Raw genomic sequence first — 15,733 nt, 5'->3', positions numbered from 1 at the left:
CGTCTCCGCGATCGGCGTCGTTCCCCGACCCGGCTCAGAGGACGGCGTCGAGCGCGGCCAGGTCGTCGTCGCCGGGCTGCCACGCGCCGGCACCGGCGTTGGCGCGCACCTGCTCGGGGGTGGTGGCCCCGGCGATGACCGAGGTCACCGCGGGCCGGGCCGCCAGCCCGCCGATGGCCACCTGGAGCATGGTGAGCCCCCGCTCGGCGGCGTACGCCCCGATCGCCTCGATGGTGTCCCAGCGGGCGGCGGCGAGACGCTCGGCGTACCGGCCGCCGCCGGAGAGCCGGCTGCCGGCCGGGGCGGCCTCCCCGCGCCGGTACTTGCCGGTGAGCAGGCCGTTCGCCAGCGGGAAGAACGGCAGCAGGCCCAGGCCGAAGCGCTCGCACGCGGGAACGACCTCGGCCTCGACGCCCCGCTCCAGCAGCGAGTAGTGGTTCTGCGCGCTGACGAACCGGGTGTGCCCGTTGGACGAGGCCACCCAGTCGGCGTCCGCGATCTGCCACCCGGCGAAGTTGGAGTTGCCCAGGTAGCGCACCTTGCCGGCGCGCACCAGGTCGTCGAGGGCGGCGAGGGTCTCGTCGATCGGGGTGCCCGGGTCGGGCGCGTGCATCTGGTACAGGTCGATGTGGTCGGTGCCCAGCCGGCGCAGCGACGCCTCGACCGCGCGGGCGATGTAGCGCCGCGAGCCCCGGGCGCCGAAGTCGGCCCCGTTGGCCCCCTGCATGTCCATGCCGAACTTGGTGGCCAGCACCACCTCGTCGCGGCGGCCCTTGAGCGCCTGGCCGAGCAGCTCCTCGGAGGCGCCCTGCGGCTCGCCGTAGATGTCGGCGGTGTCGAACAGGGTGATGCCGGCGTCGAGCGCCGCGTCGACCACCGCCCGGGTGCCGTCGAGGTCGAGCTTGCGGCCGAAGTTGTTGCAGCCGATACCCACCACGGACACCACGAGCCCGGAGTCGCCCAGCCGGCGGTACGTCATCTCAGTCACGCGCCAACCCTATGCCAGGTGCAAGGAAGGGCCCCTTCTACACCGTTATGCGTTAACAGGGGGCCCTTCCTTGCACCGCTCACACGTCCCAGACCGGGTCCGGGGTCTCAGTGACCTCGCCGTCCCTGCCGAACAGCAGGAAGCGGTCGAAGGAGCGGGTGAACCAGCGGTCGTGGGTCACCGCGATCACCGTGCCCGCGAACGCCGCGAGACCGGCCTCCAGCGCCTCCGCGCTGGCCAGGTCCAGGTTGTCGGTCGGCTCGTCGAGCAGCAGCAGCGTCGCCCCGGACAGCTCCAGCAGCAGCACCAGGAAGCGGGCCTGCTGGCCGCCGGAGAGGGTGCCGAACCGCTGGTCGCCCTGCCCGGCCAGCTCGTACCGGCTCAGCGCGGCCATCGCCGCGTGCCGGTCCATCCCGGCCCGGTGGTCGTCGCCGCGCCACAGGATCTCGACCAGGGTCTTCTGCATCAGCTCGGGCCGGTCGTGGGTCTGCGAGAAGTGGCCGGGGCGGACCCGCGCGCCGAGCCGCACCACCCCGTCGTGCGCCACCGCGGCCAGCGCGCCGGCCCCGTCGACCGGGCCGTTGGCCGGGTCCGGGTCGGTGCCGCCCCGGGCCAGCAGCCGCAGGAAGTGCGACTTGCCGGTGCCGTTGGCCCCGAGCACCGCGACCCGGTCGCCGAACCAGATCTCCAGGTCGAACGGGTAGGTCAGGCCGTCCAGCTCGAGCTGCTCGGCGACCACCGCGCGCTTGCCGGTCCGCCCGCCGGTCAGGCGCATCCGGATGTCCTGGTCCTTCGGCGGTACGGGCGGCGGCCCGGCCTCCTCGAACTTGCGCAGCCGGGTCTGCGCGGCCTGGTACCGCGACGCCAGCCCGTCGTTGTACGCGGCCTTCTGCTTGTACATCAGCATCAGCTCGCGCAGCTTCTGGTGTTCCTCGTCCCAGCGGCGGCGCAACTCGTCGAGGCGGGCGTGCCGGGCCGTCCTCGCCTCGTGCCAGCTCGCGAAGCCGCCCGGGTGCACCCAGGCGCTGCCGCCCTCGACGGCGACCACCCGGTCGGCGGTGCGGGCCAGCAGTTCCCGGTCGTGCGAGACGTAGAGCACCGACTTGGCCGACTCGCGCAGCCGGTCCTCCAGCCACCGCTTGCCGGGCACGTCGAGGAAGTTGTCCGGCTCGTCGAGCAGCAGCACCTCGTCGGGGCCGCGCAGCAGCAGTTCGAGGGCGAAGCGCTTCTGCTGGCCGCCGGAGAGGGTACGCACCGGGCGCTCCCGGGCCACCTCCCAGGGCGCGTCGAGGACGATCGTCGCGACGGTGTCGAAGACGACCTCGGCGTCGTACCCGCCGGCCTCGCCCCAGGCGGCGAGCGCGTCCGCGTACGCGAGCTGGGCCTTGGCGGCGGCGTCGCCGAGCGTGCCGCGCAGCTCGGCCGCCCGCATGGCCGCCTCGGTCTCGGTGAGCCGGCGGCCGGCGTCGCGCAGCGCCGGCGGGGCGAGCGACAGGGCCAGGTCGGCGAGGGTGGAGTCGTCGCCGATCATGCCGATGAACTGGCGCATCACGCCGAGCCCACCGGAGCGGGCGATCCCGCCGCTGCGCACGGGCAGGTCGCCGGCGACCATCCGCAGCAGCGTCGTCTTGCCCGCGCCGTTCGGCCCGACCAGGGCGACCTTGGCCCCCTCACCGACCCGGAACGACACGTCGGTGAAGAGCTCCCGGCCGTCGGGGAGGATGTGCCCGACGGCTGCCACGTCCACGTATCCCACCCGGGCATCCTGCCTGAGCGGGCCGGCCTGGCGACAGCCGATTACCGGGCGGCCCGGCGACAGCCGATTACCGGGCGGCCCGCGACGACCGGTCGCCGGCCGGCGGCGACGGTCGACTGCCGGCAGGCCGCGCCAGCCGGTTGCCGGGGCGACCGCCGCCCGGCCGGGGGCCGCCGCGGTCAGCGGGTGACCCGCAGCACCCGGTAGCCCTTCTGGCTGGCGTGCCGGCCCACCTGCCAGCCCTGCTCGGTCAGCCAGCGGTGCAGCGAGTCGCCGCCGAGGTGGCGGGCGACCACCAGCCAGGCCACGCCGTCGGGGGCGAGCCGGGGCAGCCAGCGCAGCAGCAGCTCGTGCAGGCCCTCCTTGCCGATGCGGATCGGCGGGTTGGACCAGAGCTGGGCGAACGTCACGTCGGCCGGCACGTCGTCGGGGGCGGCGACCCGGACCCGGTCGGCCGCGCCGACCCGCTCGGCGTTGGCGGCGGCGAGCGCCCGGGCCCGTTCGTTGACGTCGACGGCCCAGACGGTGGCCGCCGGGGCGCTGCCGGCCAGCACGCAGGTGATCGGGCCGAAGCCGCAGCCCAGGTCCAGCAGGTCGCCGGCGGCGTCGGGGGCCGGCAGGTCGGCCTTGCGCAGCAGCACAGCGGTGCCGGGGTCGAGGCGGGCGGCGGAGAAGACCCCGCCGGCCGAGGTCAGCGTGTAGTCGCGCCCGGCGACGGTGAACTCGACCTCCCGGGGGCGGGCGGCGGTTCCGGGTTCAGCGGTGAAGTAGTGGTCGCCGGTCACGCCCGGCATTCTCGCACTGGTGTCGCCGTCCGCCGGGCGGGGTCTCGGGCGGCGCGCGGGGCGCGGCCGGCGTGCCCACCGGCGGCGGCCGGCGGACCTGCCACAGTTTCCGGGTATTACCCCCTAAAGGGACAATAGCCCCTAGTCTGGGTCGCATGGTGTATCGGTACGAGTCCGATGAGGACGCTTTCGAGGGGCACCCCGGGTCGGGGTCGGACCTGTCGGTGGCCTGGAACCGCCCGCCCGCCCGTACCGGGCCCGCGCCGTCCCGCTTCCCGACGCCGTCGCTGCCCCGGACCAGCCGGATCGCGCTGCCCGCGGCCGCCCCGCCCCCGCCCTCGCCCCCGGCGGCGGCCTACCCGCCGCCACCGGCCGCGCACCGACCCGCCCCGCCGGCCGGCGGGTACGCCACCACGCAACCGCTGCACCTGCCCCGGTCCCGGCGCGCCCGGGACAGCGGCCGCCACGGCGCCCGGCTCTGGCAGGTGGTGTTCGGCGGGGCGGCGGTCCTGGCGCTGTTCGCCCTCTGCGGGCTCGGCGGTGCCGCGCTGCTGGCCGACCGGGCCACCGACCCCCAGGTCGCGCCGAGCCCGCCGGCCGCCGCCGCCCCGTCGCCGTCCGCGACCGAACGGCAGGACATCGACTCCCGGGACACCGACTCCGCTCCCCTGACGGTCAAGGAGGTCTTCCCCGGCCGGCAGGTCACGGTCGACGACGGCGCGGAGCCGTACGAGGTGCTCAAGACCCAGTCCAGCGGAAGCTGCGCGCTCGCCGCCAGCGGCGAGGTGGCGGACCTGCTCGCCACGCTCGGCTGCAACCAGGTGGTCCGGGCGAGCCTGCGCTCCCCCGACGGGGAGCACCTGCTCACCGCCGGGCTGTTCAACCTCACCGACAAGGCCACCGCACAGCGCGTCCGGGACCGGCTGCGGCAACTGCTCGACGATCGGGAGGGCCGCTTCCGTGGCCTGCCGGCCGGGGACGACACCGAGGCGCTGACCGAGGCCCCGGCCCGGGTCGGCTGGCAGGTACGCGGCCACTACCTCGCGTACTGCCTCGTGGTCCGCGCCGACGGCGCGCCGGTGAAGGCCGCCGACCCGGCGGTACGCGAGATCCTCTTCGACCTGATCGAGACGCACCTCACCAAGGGGGTGCTGGAGCGCCGGGCCACCGGCGGCAGCGCCGAGCAGCCGACGGCCACCCCCAGCGAGCGCGACAACGACAGCGACGAGAACGACAGCGAGAACGACTGAAACGACGGCGGGAACGGCCGGGGGCTCTCAGCCCTCGACGGCGAGCCCGCCCGTGGGGACGCGGAGCCGGCGGGTCGCCTCGGCGCGGCGGGCGTACTCGGCCGGGTCGTCGGGATAGCCGACGGCGACCAGCGTGAGCCCGTGCGCCGGGGCCACCGTCACCTCGCTGGACCGCTCCCGCCGGGTCAGCAGGCTGCCCGGCCACTGCACCGGACGCCGCCCGTCCCCCGCCACCAGCATCGCCCCGACCAGGCTGCGCACCATCGCCTGACAGAACGCGTCGGCCTGGACGGTGGCGACCAGCAGCCCGTCGGGGTCGCGCCGCCAGTCCAGCCGGGTCACCTCGCGCAGGGTGGTGGCGTGCTCCTTGCGCCGGCAGTACGCGGCGAAGTCGTGCTCCCCCACCAGCCCCGCCGCGGCGGCGTTGAGCAGGTCGAGGTCGAGCGGCCTCGGCCAGGCCAGCACCTCGTGCCGGCGCAGCGGCTCGGCCCCGAACGGCGCGTCGGTCACCCGGTACTCGTAGCGCCGGTAGGTCGCCGAGAACCGGGCGTCGAAGTCCGCCGGCACCGGCGTCATCGCCCGCACCCGCACGTCGGTGGGGAGCAGCCGGGCCAGCCGGCGCAGCAGCCGCCCCTCGTGCTCGCGCCACACGGCGGCCGGCAGGTCGAGGTGGCAGACCTGACCGGTGGCGTGCACCCCGGCGTCGGTCCGGCCGGCCACGGTCAGCCCCGTCGCCACGCCCGCGCCGAGGACCAGGTCCAGGGTCTCGGCGAGCACGCCGGCCACCGTCCGCCGGGTCGGCTGGGCCGCCCAGCCGGAGAAACCGGTCCCGTCGTACGCGACCGCCAGCCGCAGCCGGACCCGCTCGTCCACCTCGTACCTCCTCATGGGTCGGGCCCGGCACCCCAGGAAGGGATGCCGGGCCCGACGGTGCTGCCGTTTGCTCAGGCCTTGTTCTCGGTGCCCTCGGCGGCCTCGTCGCTGTCCTCGCGGGCGGCGGCGGTGTCACCGGACGCCGACACCGGCGCCTCGGAGTCCTGGTCGGCCTGGGCCGACGCCGGGGTCTCCTCGGCCGGGGCGAGCGCCTCGACCTTGTCCTGCTGCGCGGCCTTGCGGGCGGCGGTCTTCTTGTTCGCCTTCGGCTCGGCGACCTGGAGCTCCTCGACCAGCTCGATGATCGCCATCGGAGCGTTGTCGCCCTTGCGCGGACCGGTCTTCACGATCCGGGTGTAGCCACCCGGGCGGTTGGCGTACCGGGGCGCGATCTGGTCGAACAGGGAGTAGACCACGTCCTTGTCCTTGACGACGCCCAGCACCCGCCGACGGGAGGCGAGGTCGCCCCGCTTGGCCTTGGTGATGAGCTGCTCGGCCAGCGGACGCAGCCGCCGGGCCTTCGTCTCGGTGGTCTTGATCTTGCCGTGCTGGAACAGCGCGGTGGCCAGGTTGGCCAGCATCAGCCGCTCGTGCGCGGGGCTGCCGCCGAGGCGGGGGCCCTTGGTGGGCGTGGGCATGCTTGGTGCTCCTCAGGTGTGGCGGCAGCGCGGACTAGAGCTGCTCGGTCTCGCGGTAGTCGTCGGTGTCGTAGTCGGCCTCGCCGAAGGTGTCCACGACGTGCGCCGGGTCGAAGTTCGGAGCCGAGTCCTTCAGCCCCAGACCCATCCCGGCGAGCTTCATCTTGACCTCGTCGATCGACTTCTGGCCGAAGTTGCGAATGTCGAGGAGGTCGGCCTCGGTGCGCCCGATGAGCTCACCAACGGAGTTGATGCCCTCGCGCTTGAGGCAGTTGTAGGAGCGGACGGTCAGGTCCAGCTCCTCGATCGGCAGGGCCAGGTCCGCCGCGAGCTGCGCGTCCTGCGGGGACGGCCCGATGTCGATGCCCTCGGCGGTCTCGTCCAGCTCCCGGGCCAGCCCGAAGAGCTCCACCAGCGTCGAACCGGCGGAGGCCAGCGCGGTGCGCGGGCCCATCGACGGCTTGGTCTCGACGTCGATGATCAGCCGGTCGAAGTCGGTCCGCTGCTCGACCCGGGTCGCCTCGACGCGGTACGTCACCTTCAGCACCGGCGAGTAGATCGAGTCGACCGGGATCCGGCCGATCTCGGCGCCGGCCTGCTTGTTCTGCGCCGCCGTCACGTAGCCGCGACCCCGCTCGACGGTCAGCTCCATGTCGAGCCGGCCCTTGCCGTTGAGGGTGGCGAGCTTCAGGTCCGGGTTGTGCACCGAGACGCCGGCCGGGGGCTGGATGTCGCCCGCCGTCACGTCGCCCGGGCCCTGCTTGCGCAGGTACATGCTGACCGGCTCGTCGTGCTCGGAGCTGACGCACAGCTCCTTGATGTTCATGACGAGCTCGACCACGTCCTCCTTGACGCCGGGGATCGTGGTGAACTCGTGCAGCACGCCGTCGATCTTGATGGAGGTGACCGCCGCACCCGGGATCGACGACAGCAGCGTGCGCCGCAGCGAGTTGCCCAGGGTGTAGCCGAAGCCCGGCTCCAGCGGCTCGATGGTGAACCGGGAGCGGGTCTCGTTGATCGACTCTTCGGACAGAGACGGTCGCTGGCTGATGAGCATGTCTTCTCTTCTCTTCCGGGACGCCCGCTATTTGACGTCCGCGACACAAACCGTTCCGGTGGTCCGCCCCGCAGGGCGGACCACCGCAACGAGCCCGACTACTTGGAGTAGAGCTCGACGATCAGCTGCTCCTGGACCTGGGTGTCGATCACCTGGCGGGCCGGGAGCGAGTGCACGAGCACCTTCATCTGGCTCGGGATGGCCTCCAGCCACGCCGGAACCGTCTTGGAGCCGGCCTCGGCCTGCGCCACGATGAACGGGGTGAGCTCCTTGCTCTTGCCCCGGACCTCGATGATGTCGTGCTCCTTGACGCGGTACGACGGGATGTCGACCTTCTTGCCGTTCACCGTGAAGTGACCGTGCTTGACCAGCTGGCGGGCCATGTCCCGGGACTTGGCGTAGCCGGCCCGGTAGACCACGTTGTCCAGCCGCGACTCGAGGATCTGCAGGAGGACCTCACCGGTCTTGGCCTGCTTGGCCACGGCCTCCTCGTAGTAACCGCGGAACTGCTTCTCCAGCACGCCGTAGACGCGGCGGGCCTTCTGCTTCTCACGGAGCTGGAGCAGGTACTCCGTCTCCTTCGTGCGGCCGCGGCCGTGCTGCCCGGGCGGGAACGGCCGGGACTCGAACGGGCACTTCGGGCCATCGCACTTGCTGCCCTTGAGGAACAGCTTCATCTTCTCCCGCCGGCAACGGCGGCAGTCAGCACCGGTGTAACGAGCCATCTCTCTCTAACCTCTCAGACCCGGCGACGCTTCGGCGGACGGCACCCGTTGTGCGGCTGCGGGGTCACGTCGGAAATCTGACCGACCTCCAGCCCGACGGCCTGCAGCGAACGGATGGCGGTCTCCCGGCCGGAGCCGGGGCCCTTGACGAACACGTCGACCTTGCGCATGCCGTGCTCCATCGCCCGGCGCGCGGCGGCCTCGGCGGCCAGCTGCGCGGCGAACGGGGTCGACTTGCGGGAGCCCTTGAAGCCCACCTGGCCGGCCGAGGCCCAGGAGATGACCGCACCGGTCGGGTCCGTGATGGACACGATGGTGTTGTTGAAGGTGCTCTTGATGTGCGCCTGCCCGTGGGCGACGTTCTTGCGTTCCTTGCGCCGGACCTTCTTGACGGCGGCTCCGGCACGAGCCTTCGGTGGCATAAGTCTGTGCGCTCCTAATTACTTCTTGCCGGGCTTCTTCTTGCCGGCGACGGTCCGCTTCGGGCCCTTGCGGGTGCGGGCGTTGGTCCGCGTCCGCTGGCCACGCACCGGGAGACCACGGCGGTGGCGGATACCGGCGTAGCAGCCGATCTCGACCTTGCGGCGGATGTCAGCGGCGACCTCGCGGCGCAGGTCGCCTTCAACCTTGTAGTTGCCCTCGATGTGGTCGCGGAGCTGGACCAGCTCCTCGTCCGTGAGGTCCCGAGCGCGCTTGTCCGGCGAGATACCGGTCGCGGCGAGCGTCTCCAGGGCACGGGTGCGGCCGACCCCGAAGATGTAGGTGAGCGCGATCTCCATCCGCTTCTCGCGGGGGAGGTCCACGCCGACTAGACGAGCCATGTGCGGGCGTACTCCTTGTGGTTTCCTGGCGGAGGTCTGCACCCGCCCCACCCCGCTCCGGTCGTCCGACCGGCGCCGTGGCGCCGGGAGGAACGACCGCTGCCCGAGCGGGCCCCGGCCTCCGACCGGGGGTCAACCACGCAGGGGTACGCGATGCGCACCGCTCGCGGCTGGGACGAGCTGATGATGTGTTGGCTGGATCTGCGACGCCGGGACCGGACCGACCGGCCGTGGACTCACGGTCGGTCGGGCTGGATCAGCCCTGGCGCTGCTTGTGGCGCGGGTCGCTGCAGATGACCATGACCCGGCCGTGCCGGCGGATGACCCGGCACTTGTTGCAGATCCTCTTGACGCTCGGCTTGACCTTCACGGTTGCCTTACTTCCCATCTGGCCCGGAGGCGCGACGACGCGCGACGCCGGACGTCGAGGACGGACACGGGGACTACCCGGCCGTCGTCAGGTCGCTTACTTGTAGCGGTAGACGATGCGCCCGCGGGTCAGGTCGTACGGCGAGAGTTCGACGACGACGCGGTCCTCCGGCAGGATGCGGATGTAGTGCTGCCGCATCTTGCCACTGATGTGAGCCAGCACCTTGTGACCGTTCGCGAGCTCCACCCGGAACATGGCGTTCGGCAGGGGCTCGATGACCCGACCCTCGATCTCGATGGCTCCGTCTTTTTTCGGCATGTCCTCCGCTGTCCTGACGTCGGTTACTCCGGACGGCCCACAACGTCTTACACGGGCCCCCGACGGTGATCGGGTGCCCGCGCCAGCCGCGGCTCCGGCCCCACCGAAGCGCAGGGTGGGCATGCCGGAGTGGACGCTGTGCGCCGATCAGAAAGTGTACGCCCGCCTGCACGCCGCCGCCAAACCGGCCACCCGCCAGGTCACCCGGCCGGAGTATTTCCGCCCCGACCCGAGCCGGGAGTGACCGGGGTCACCCCGAACGGCCGATCTCCCCGGCCCCCGACGGTCAGATCGCCGGCGAGTCGGCGGGCTGGCGGGCGGTCACGAGGTCGCCCAGGCGCGCCCGGCCGCCGTCGAACGCGGTCAGCACCCAGACCCCGTCCGGGAGCAGCGCCATCGAGTGCTCGACGTGCACCGCCATCGACCCGTCCCGGGTGACCACGGTCCAGCCGTCGGCCAGCTCCACCGTCCGGGGCGAGCCCATCGTGATCATCGGCTCGATGGCCAGCGCCAGGCCCGGCACCAGCCGGGGGCCCTTGCCGGGCCGGCCGTGGTTGAGCACGTGCGGGTCCTGGTGCATCTCGGTGCCGATGCCGTGCCCGCCGTACCCGTCGACGATGCCGTACCGGCCGCCCCGGCGGACCGCGTTCTCCACCGCGTGCGAGATGTCGGTGAGCCGGCCCCGGCCGCTGGCCGCCCCGCGCGCCGCCGCGGCGATCCCGGCCCACATCGCGTCCTCGGCCACCGCGGCCATCTTCAGCAGCGCCGGGTCGCCCTCCCCCACGCCGACCGTGATCGCCGCGTCGCCGTGCCAGCCATCCAGCACCGCGCCGCAGTCGATCGAGATCAGGTCACCCTCGCGGAGCACCTGGGCCGGCGACGGGATCGCATGCACCACCTGCTCGTTGACCGACGAGCAGATCGAGGCCGGGAAGCCGTGGTAGCCCTTGAACGACGGGACGGCCCCCGCCTCCCGGATGGTCGACTCGGCGATCGCGTCCAGGTCGGCGGTGCTGACCCCGGGGGCCACCGCCTCCCGCATCCGACGCAGCGCCTCGGCCACCACGAGGCCGGCGGCGCGCATCTTCTCGATCTGGTCGGGGGTCTTCAGCTGGATGTCCAGCTGGGGACGACGCATGGGGCCGTTACCTTTCGTCGCGCGGAGCAGCGGGGCACGTCGCACGTACCCCGCTGTTCGCACTCTATCCGCCGGGACCCCGGCGTCCGCCAGTCGCCGGACGACCTTCCGTCAGCCGCAGCGCGGCCGTTCGTCAGCCGCCGTACGAGCGCAGGGCGTCGATGGCGCGGACGGTGACGTCCTCCACCGGGCCGGTGGCGTCGATGCCCACCAGCTTGCCCTGGGCGCCGTAGTAGTCGACCAGCGGCGCGGTCTTGTCGGCGTACTCGCGCAGCCGGGCGGCGATCGTCTCGGGCTTGTCGTCGTCGCGCTGGAACAGCTCGGCGCCGCAGCGGTCGCAGATGCCGTCCCGGGTCGTCGCGTCGAACTCGACGTGCCAGATCTTGCCGCAGCCCCGGCAGGTGCGCCGGCCCGACAGCCGCCGGATCACCTCGTCGTCGTCGACGACCAGCTCCAGCACCAGGTCCAGCGCGGTGCCCAGGTCGGCGAGGAGCTTGTCCAGCGCGGCGGCCTGCGGCGTGGTGCGCGGGAAGCCGTCGAGCAGGAAGCCCTCCGAGGCGTCCGGCTCGGCGAGCCGGTCCCGGACCATGTTGATGGTCACCTCGTCCGGGACCAGCTTGCCCGCGTCCATGTAGCGCTTCGCCTCGACACCCAGCGGCGTGCCCTGCGAGACGTTCGCCCGGAAGATGTCACCGGTCGAGATCTTCGGCACCGAGAGGTGAGCGGCGATGAACTCCGCCTGTGTGCCCTTGCCCGCGCCCGGCGGGCCAACCAGAACGAGTCGCATCTACCGCAGGAACCCTTCGTAGTTCCGCTGCATGAGTTGGCTCTCGATCTGCTTCACGGTCTCCAGACCGACGCCGACCATGATGAGCACAGCGGTGCCGCCGAACGGGAAGTTCTGGAACTGCTCGCTGTTCAGCCAGATGAAGAAGAAGTTCGGCAGGATCGAGACGATGCCCAGGTAGAGAGCGCCCGGCAGGGTGATCCGGCTGAGGATGAAGTCGAGGTAGTCGGCGGTCGGCTTGCCGGGGCGGATGCCCGGCACGAAGCCGCCGTACTTCTTCATGTTGTCCGCGACCTCGGTCGGGTTGAACGTGATCGACACGTAGAAGTACGTGAAGAAGATGATCAGCAGGAAGTAGATAGCGATGTGCAGCGGGCTCGACGGGTCGACCACGTTGTTCTGGATCCAGGCCTGGGTCTTGCCCGGGTTCGTCTGGTCGAAGAACTGGAGCGCCAGCTGCGGCAGGTAGAGCAGCGAGGAGCCGAAGATGACCGGGATGACGCCCGCCTGGTTGACCTTCAGCGGGATGTAGGTCGAGGTGCCGCCGTACATCCGCCGGCCGATCATCCGCTTGGCGTACTGCACCGGGATCCGGCGCTGCGCCTGCTCGATGAAGGTGACCGCGGTGATGACCACCAGGACCAGCGCCAGCACCAGGAAGAACTTCCACCAGCCCTGCTGGGTCTTGATCCGCCAGCCCTCGCTGGGGAGGCGGGCCGCGATCGAGGTGAAGATCAGCACGGACATGCCGTTGCCGACGCCCCGGTCGGTGATCAGCTCGCCGAGCCACATCACCACGCCGGTGCCGGCGGTCATCGTCATGACCAGGATCGTCAGCGTCAGCCAGTCCGGGATGCCGGTGCCCTCGGGCACGATCGGGAACTGGTCGCACTGGTTGTTGAAGAGCTGCCCGGACCGGGCCAGCGCCACGAACGCCGACGACTGGAGGATGCCCAGGCCCAGCGTCAGGTAGCGGGTGTACTGGGTGATCTTCGCCTGGCCGGCCTGCCCCTCCTTGCGGAGCTGCTCCAGCCGCGGGATGACCACGGTGAGCAGTTGCAGGATGATCGACGCTGTGATGTAGGGCATGATGCCCAGCGCGAAGACCGAGAGCTGCAGCAGCGCCCCGCCGGAGAAGAGGTCCAGCAGGTTCAGCACCCCGGTGTTCGCGCTGCCGATGGTGTCGAGGCACTTCTGGACGTTGCCGTACGAGACACCAGGGCTGGGCAGGGTGGCGCCGAGCCGGTAGACCGCGATGATGCCTACCGTAAACAGCAGCTTCTTGCGCAGGTCAGGCGTACGGAACGCACTGAGAAAGGCGGACAGCAACTTCTTCCTCCTGCGCGAGGCGGGCCGCCGGTGGTGGTCCCTGGCGGATCGGGGTGGGTGCCGGGCGAGCGCCCGATATCCATAGCTGGGATGGGAGCCTAACAGCCCCGTCCCGGTCCGGGCAGGTGTGCCCGGCTACATAAATCGAATCCGATATTACCCGGTGGTGACGCCCGGGGTAGACCGAGGCGCCCGCCCAGTCACGAAGAACTGAGCGGGCGCCACGGACACAGCCTTACAGCTCGGTGACCGAGCCACCGGCGGCGGTGATCTTCTCCTTGGCCGACGCGCTGAACGCCTGCGCCGACACCTGGAGGGACACGCCGTTGAGGTCGCCGGTGCCGAGCACCTTGACCGGGTGGCCCTTGCGGACCGCGCCGGCCTCGACCAGCTCCTGCGGGCCGACCTGGCCGCCGTTCGGGAACAGCTCGGCGAGCCTGTCCAGGTTGACCACCTGGAAGACCACCTTGAACTTGTTCTTGAAGCCCTTCATCTTCGGCAGGCGCATGTGGATGGGCATCTGCCCACCCTCGAACGCCGCCGAGATGTTCTTGCGGGCCTTGGAACCCTTGGTACCGCGACCGGCGGTCTTGCCCTTGGAGCCCTCACCGCGACCCACGCGGGTCTTCGCGGTCTTGGCACCGGGCGCCGGGCGCAGGTGGTGGACCTTGATCGTCATTACTCGACCTCCTCGACCTTCACGAGGTGGTTGACCGCGAAGATCATGCCCCGGATCTCGGGACGGTCCTCCTTGACCACCACGTCGTTGATCCGCTTCAGGCCGAGCGAACGCAGCGACTCACGCTGGTTGCGCTTGGCACCGATCTCGGACCGGAGCTGGGTGACCTTCAGGCGAGCCATCAGGACGCCACCCCCGCCCGCGACGCGAGCATCGCGGCCGGCGCGACGTCCTCGACCGGCAGGCCACGACGGGCCGCGACGGCCTCCGGGGACTCCAGCCCCTTCAGCGCCGCCACCGTGGCGTGCACGATGTTGATCGGGTTGGACGAGCCGAGGCTCTTGGAGAGCACGTCGTGGATGCCCGCGCACTCCAGCACGGCACGCACCGGGCCACCGGCGATGACGCCCGTACCGGCGGAGGCCGGCTTGAGCAGCACCACACCGGCGGCGGCCTCACCCGTCACCGGGTGCGGGATCGAGGAAGCGATCCGCGGCACCTTGAAGAAGTGCTTCTTGGCCTCCTCGACACCCTTGGCGATCGCCGCGGGCACCTCCTTGGCCTTTCCGTAGCCCACACCGACGGTGCCGTCGCCGTCGCCGACGATCACCAGGGCGGTGAAGCTGAAGCGACGACCACCCTTCACGACCTTGGCGACGCGGTTGATCGCGACGACCCGCTCGAGGTGCGGGGTCTTCTCGACGGGCGCGTTTCCGCGGCCGCCCTCACGGCGGTTGTCGCGGCGACCACCCTCGTTGCCACCGGACCCGCCGCCACGGCGCTGTTGACCTGGCATCAGCAGCCTTCCTTATCTCTCGTGACGGGGTTTCTAGAACTCGAGCCCGGCTTCGCGGGCGGCGTCGGCAAGCGCGGCGACCCGCCCCGCGTACCGGTTGCCACCGCGGTCGAAGACGACCTTCGAGACGCCGGCGGCCTTGGCCCGCTCGGCGAGCAGGGCGCCGACCTTGCCGGCCAGGGCGCTCTTGTCGCCCTCGGTGCCGCGCACCGACGCGTCGAGGGTCGAGGCCGACGCCAGGGTGTGACCCTTGGTGTCGTCGACGACCTGCGCGACGATGTGCCGCAGCGACCGGGTGACGACCAGGCGGGGACGCTCGGGGGTGCCGCTGACGTTCTTGCGGACCCGGAAGTGTCGACGCGCACGGCCGACGGCGCGCTTGGCGGCGACGCCGCGGCGACGCTTGAGCAGCGTGGCGCTCACTTCTTACCTGCCTTTCCGGCCTTACGGCGAATGACCTCGCCCTGGTACTTCACGCCCTTGCCCTTGTAGGGCTCCGGCGGGCGGATCTTCCGGATGTTGGCGGCGACCTCGCCGACGAGCTGCTTGTCGATGCCGGCCACGTGGAACACGGTCGGCTTCTCCACCGTGAAGGTGATGCCGTCCGGCGCGGGGACCAGCACCGGGTGCGAGAACCCGAGCGCGAACTCCAGGTCCTTGCCCTTGGCCGTGACCCGGTAACCGGTGCCGGCGATCTCCAGACTCTTGCGGTGGCCCTCGGTCACGCCGACGATCATGTTGGCGATCAGGGTCCGGCTCAGGCCGTGCAGTTCCTTGGCCTTGCGCTCGTCGTTCGGCCGGTTGACCTGGAGCTGGCCGTCCTCGGCCCGCTCCGCGGTGATCGGCTCGGCGAGCACGTGCGTGAGCTCGCCCTTCGGGCCCTTGACCTTGACGGCCTGGCCGTCGATCGTGATGTCGACGCCGGCAGGCACCGGGATCGACTTACGTCCAATACGCGACATTTCTACCTGTCTCCCGTTACCAGACGAAGGCGAGGACTTCCCCGCCAACGCTCCGCTTGCGGGCCTGCCGGTCGGTGAGCAGCCCCTGGGACGTCGAAATGATCGCCACGCCCAGCCCGCCGAGCACCCGCGGGAGCCCGTCCGACTTGGCGTACACCCGGAGACCGGGCTTGGACACGCGCTTGATGCCGGCCAGGCTCCGCTCGCGGTTCTGGCCGTACTTCAGCTCGACGACCAGTCGCTTGCCGACGGCGCCCTCCTCGGGCTCCTCGACCGACCAGGTGGCGATGTAGCCCTCGGACTTCAGGACCTCGGCGATGTTCGCCTTGATCTTGGAGTAGGGCATCGTCACCCGGTCGTGGTACGCCTGGTTGGCGTTACGCAGACGCGTGAGCATGTCTGCGATCGGGTCGGTCATCGTCATGGATTTCGTCAGCCTTTCTCGCCGGGGTTCCCGGGGC

At 71.5% G+C, this 15,733-nt stretch carries 21 protein-coding genes; 1 reads left to right on the top strand and 20 read right to left on the bottom strand.

Annotated features, from left to right (window positions below):
• Window positions 1-34: 34 nt before the first annotated feature.
• The 3 genes from HDA31_RS02415 to HDA31_RS02405 form a co-directional block, all read right to left on the bottom strand.
• Complete coding sequence (locus HDA31_RS02415) at window positions 35-979, bottom strand: aldo/keto reductase (protein WP_074472839.1); 945 nt, start codon at window positions 977-979, stop codon at window positions 35-37.
• Between the two features lie 88 nt (window positions 980-1,067).
• A complete protein-coding gene (locus HDA31_RS02410) occupies window positions 1,068-2,744 on the bottom strand; it encodes an ABC-F family ATP-binding cassette domain-containing protein (RefSeq protein WP_074472533.1) in 1,677 nt (558 codons plus the stop codon).
• A 179-nt stretch (window positions 2,745-2,923) separates the two neighbouring features.
• Window positions 2,924-3,529, bottom strand: a complete 606-nt coding sequence (locus HDA31_RS02405; RefSeq protein ID WP_178066438.1) for a class I SAM-dependent methyltransferase — start codon at window positions 3,527-3,529, stop codon at window positions 2,924-2,926.
• 155 nt (window positions 3,530-3,684) lie between these two features.
• On the opposite strand from HDA31_RS02405, the gene HDA31_RS02400 reads away from it, so the two are divergent.
• Window positions 3,685-4,779, top strand: coding sequence for a hypothetical protein (locus tag HDA31_RS02400; RefSeq protein ID WP_178066439.1), 1,095 nt, complete (start codon window positions 3,685-3,687; stop codon window positions 4,777-4,779).
• A 27-nt stretch (window positions 4,780-4,806) separates the two neighbouring features.
• On the opposite strand, the gene truA is transcribed toward HDA31_RS02400, so the two are convergent.
• The 17 genes from truA to rpsH form a co-directional block, all read right to left on the bottom strand.
• Window positions 4,807-5,652 (bottom strand): tRNA pseudouridine(38-40) synthase TruA, encoded by an 846-nt coding sequence (truA, locus tag HDA31_RS02395; protein ID WP_074472531.1) that lies wholly within the window; start codon window positions 5,650-5,652, stop codon window positions 4,807-4,809.
• A 71-nt stretch (window positions 5,653-5,723) separates the two neighbouring features.
• On the bottom strand, window positions 5,724-6,290 hold the full coding sequence (gene rplQ / locus HDA31_RS02390) for a 50S ribosomal protein L17 (RefSeq protein ID WP_178066440.1): 567 nt from the start codon (window positions 6,288-6,290) through the stop codon (window positions 5,724-5,726).
• A gap of 34 nt (window positions 6,291-6,324) precedes the next feature.
• Window positions 6,325-7,347 carry a DNA-directed RNA polymerase subunit alpha gene (locus HDA31_RS02385; RefSeq protein ID WP_074472529.1) on the bottom strand — a complete coding sequence of 341 codons (1,023 nt, stop codon included), beginning with the start codon at window positions 7,345-7,347 and terminating at the stop codon, window positions 6,325-6,327.
• 98 nt (window positions 7,348-7,445) lie between these two features.
• Complete coding sequence (gene rpsD, locus HDA31_RS02380; protein ID WP_043965544.1) at window positions 7,446-8,072, bottom strand: 30S ribosomal protein S4; 627 nt, start codon at window positions 8,070-8,072, stop codon at window positions 7,446-7,448.
• 14 nt (window positions 8,073-8,086) lie between these two features.
• On the bottom strand, window positions 8,087-8,494 hold the full coding sequence (rpsK, locus tag HDA31_RS02375) for a 30S ribosomal protein S11 (protein ID WP_007073011.1): 408 nt from the start codon (window positions 8,492-8,494) through the stop codon (window positions 8,087-8,089).
• An 18-nt stretch (window positions 8,495-8,512) separates the two neighbouring features.
• Window positions 8,513-8,893, bottom strand: a complete 381-nt coding sequence (rpsM, locus tag HDA31_RS02370) for a 30S ribosomal protein S13 (protein WP_043965541.1) — start codon at window positions 8,891-8,893, stop codon at window positions 8,513-8,515.
• A gap of 256 nt (window positions 8,894-9,149) precedes the next feature.
• On the bottom strand, window positions 9,150-9,263 hold the full coding sequence (gene rpmJ / locus HDA31_RS02365) for a 50S ribosomal protein L36 (protein WP_043965539.1): 114 nt from the start codon (window positions 9,261-9,263) through the stop codon (window positions 9,150-9,152).
• Between the two features lie 96 nt (window positions 9,264-9,359).
• Complete coding sequence (gene infA, locus HDA31_RS02360) at window positions 9,360-9,581, bottom strand: translation initiation factor IF-1 (protein WP_007073013.1); 222 nt, start codon at window positions 9,579-9,581, stop codon at window positions 9,360-9,362.
• A gap of 286 nt (window positions 9,582-9,867) precedes the next feature.
• On the bottom strand, window positions 9,868-10,719 hold the full coding sequence (gene map, locus HDA31_RS02355; RefSeq protein WP_178066441.1) for a type I methionyl aminopeptidase: 852 nt from the start codon (window positions 10,717-10,719) through the stop codon (window positions 9,868-9,870).
• Window positions 10,720-10,852: 133 nt separating this feature from the next.
• A complete protein-coding gene (locus HDA31_RS02350; RefSeq protein ID WP_043965534.1) occupies window positions 10,853-11,506 on the bottom strand; it encodes an adenylate kinase in 654 nt (217 codons plus the stop codon).
• Entirely contained in the window at window positions 11,507-12,835 is a 1,329-nt protein-coding gene (gene secY, locus HDA31_RS02345) for a preprotein translocase subunit SecY (RefSeq protein ID WP_074472527.1), read from the bottom strand.
• Between the two features lie 235 nt (window positions 12,836-13,070).
• Window positions 13,071-13,514 (bottom strand): 50S ribosomal protein L15, encoded by a 444-nt coding sequence (gene rplO / locus HDA31_RS02340; protein ID WP_074472526.1) that lies wholly within the window; start codon window positions 13,512-13,514, stop codon window positions 13,071-13,073.
• Window positions 13,514-13,696, bottom strand: coding sequence for a 50S ribosomal protein L30 (gene rpmD, locus HDA31_RS02335; RefSeq protein WP_043965530.1), 183 nt, complete (start codon window positions 13,694-13,696; stop codon window positions 13,514-13,516). The genes rplO and rpmD overlap by 1 nt, the downstream gene beginning before the upstream one ends.
• Window positions 13,696-14,310, bottom strand: coding sequence for a 30S ribosomal protein S5 (gene rpsE / locus HDA31_RS02330; RefSeq protein WP_007073019.1), 615 nt, complete (start codon window positions 14,308-14,310; stop codon window positions 13,696-13,698). The genes rpmD and rpsE overlap by 1 nt, the downstream gene beginning before the upstream one ends.
• A gap of 33 nt (window positions 14,311-14,343) precedes the next feature.
• The gene (rplR, locus tag HDA31_RS02325) at window positions 14,344-14,733 is read right to left on the bottom strand and encodes a 50S ribosomal protein L18 (RefSeq protein ID WP_043965529.1); all 390 of its coding nucleotides are present in this window, start codon (window positions 14,731-14,733) and stop codon (window positions 14,344-14,346) included.
• Window positions 14,730-15,272: a 50S ribosomal protein L6 gene (gene rplF, locus HDA31_RS02320; RefSeq protein ID WP_043965528.1), complete on the bottom strand. Its 543-nt coding sequence runs from the start codon at window positions 15,270-15,272 to the stop codon at window positions 14,730-14,732. Before rplF ends, rplR begins: the two co-directional genes overlap by 4 nt.
• A gap of 16 nt (window positions 15,273-15,288) precedes the next feature.
• Window positions 15,289-15,696, bottom strand: coding sequence for a 30S ribosomal protein S8 (gene rpsH / locus HDA31_RS02315; protein ID WP_018784557.1), 408 nt, complete (start codon window positions 15,694-15,696; stop codon window positions 15,289-15,291).
• Window positions 15,697-15,733 lie beyond the last annotated feature (37 nt).

Origin of the sequence: Micromonospora carbonacea (genome assembly GCF_014205165.1) — a bacterium.
Classification (GTDB): Bacteria; Actinomycetota; Actinomycetes; order Mycobacteriales; family Micromonosporaceae; genus Micromonospora; species Micromonospora carbonacea.
The sequence above is the reverse complement of the archived record's forward strand: the minus strand, read 5'-3'. Positions and strand labels throughout refer to the sequence as shown.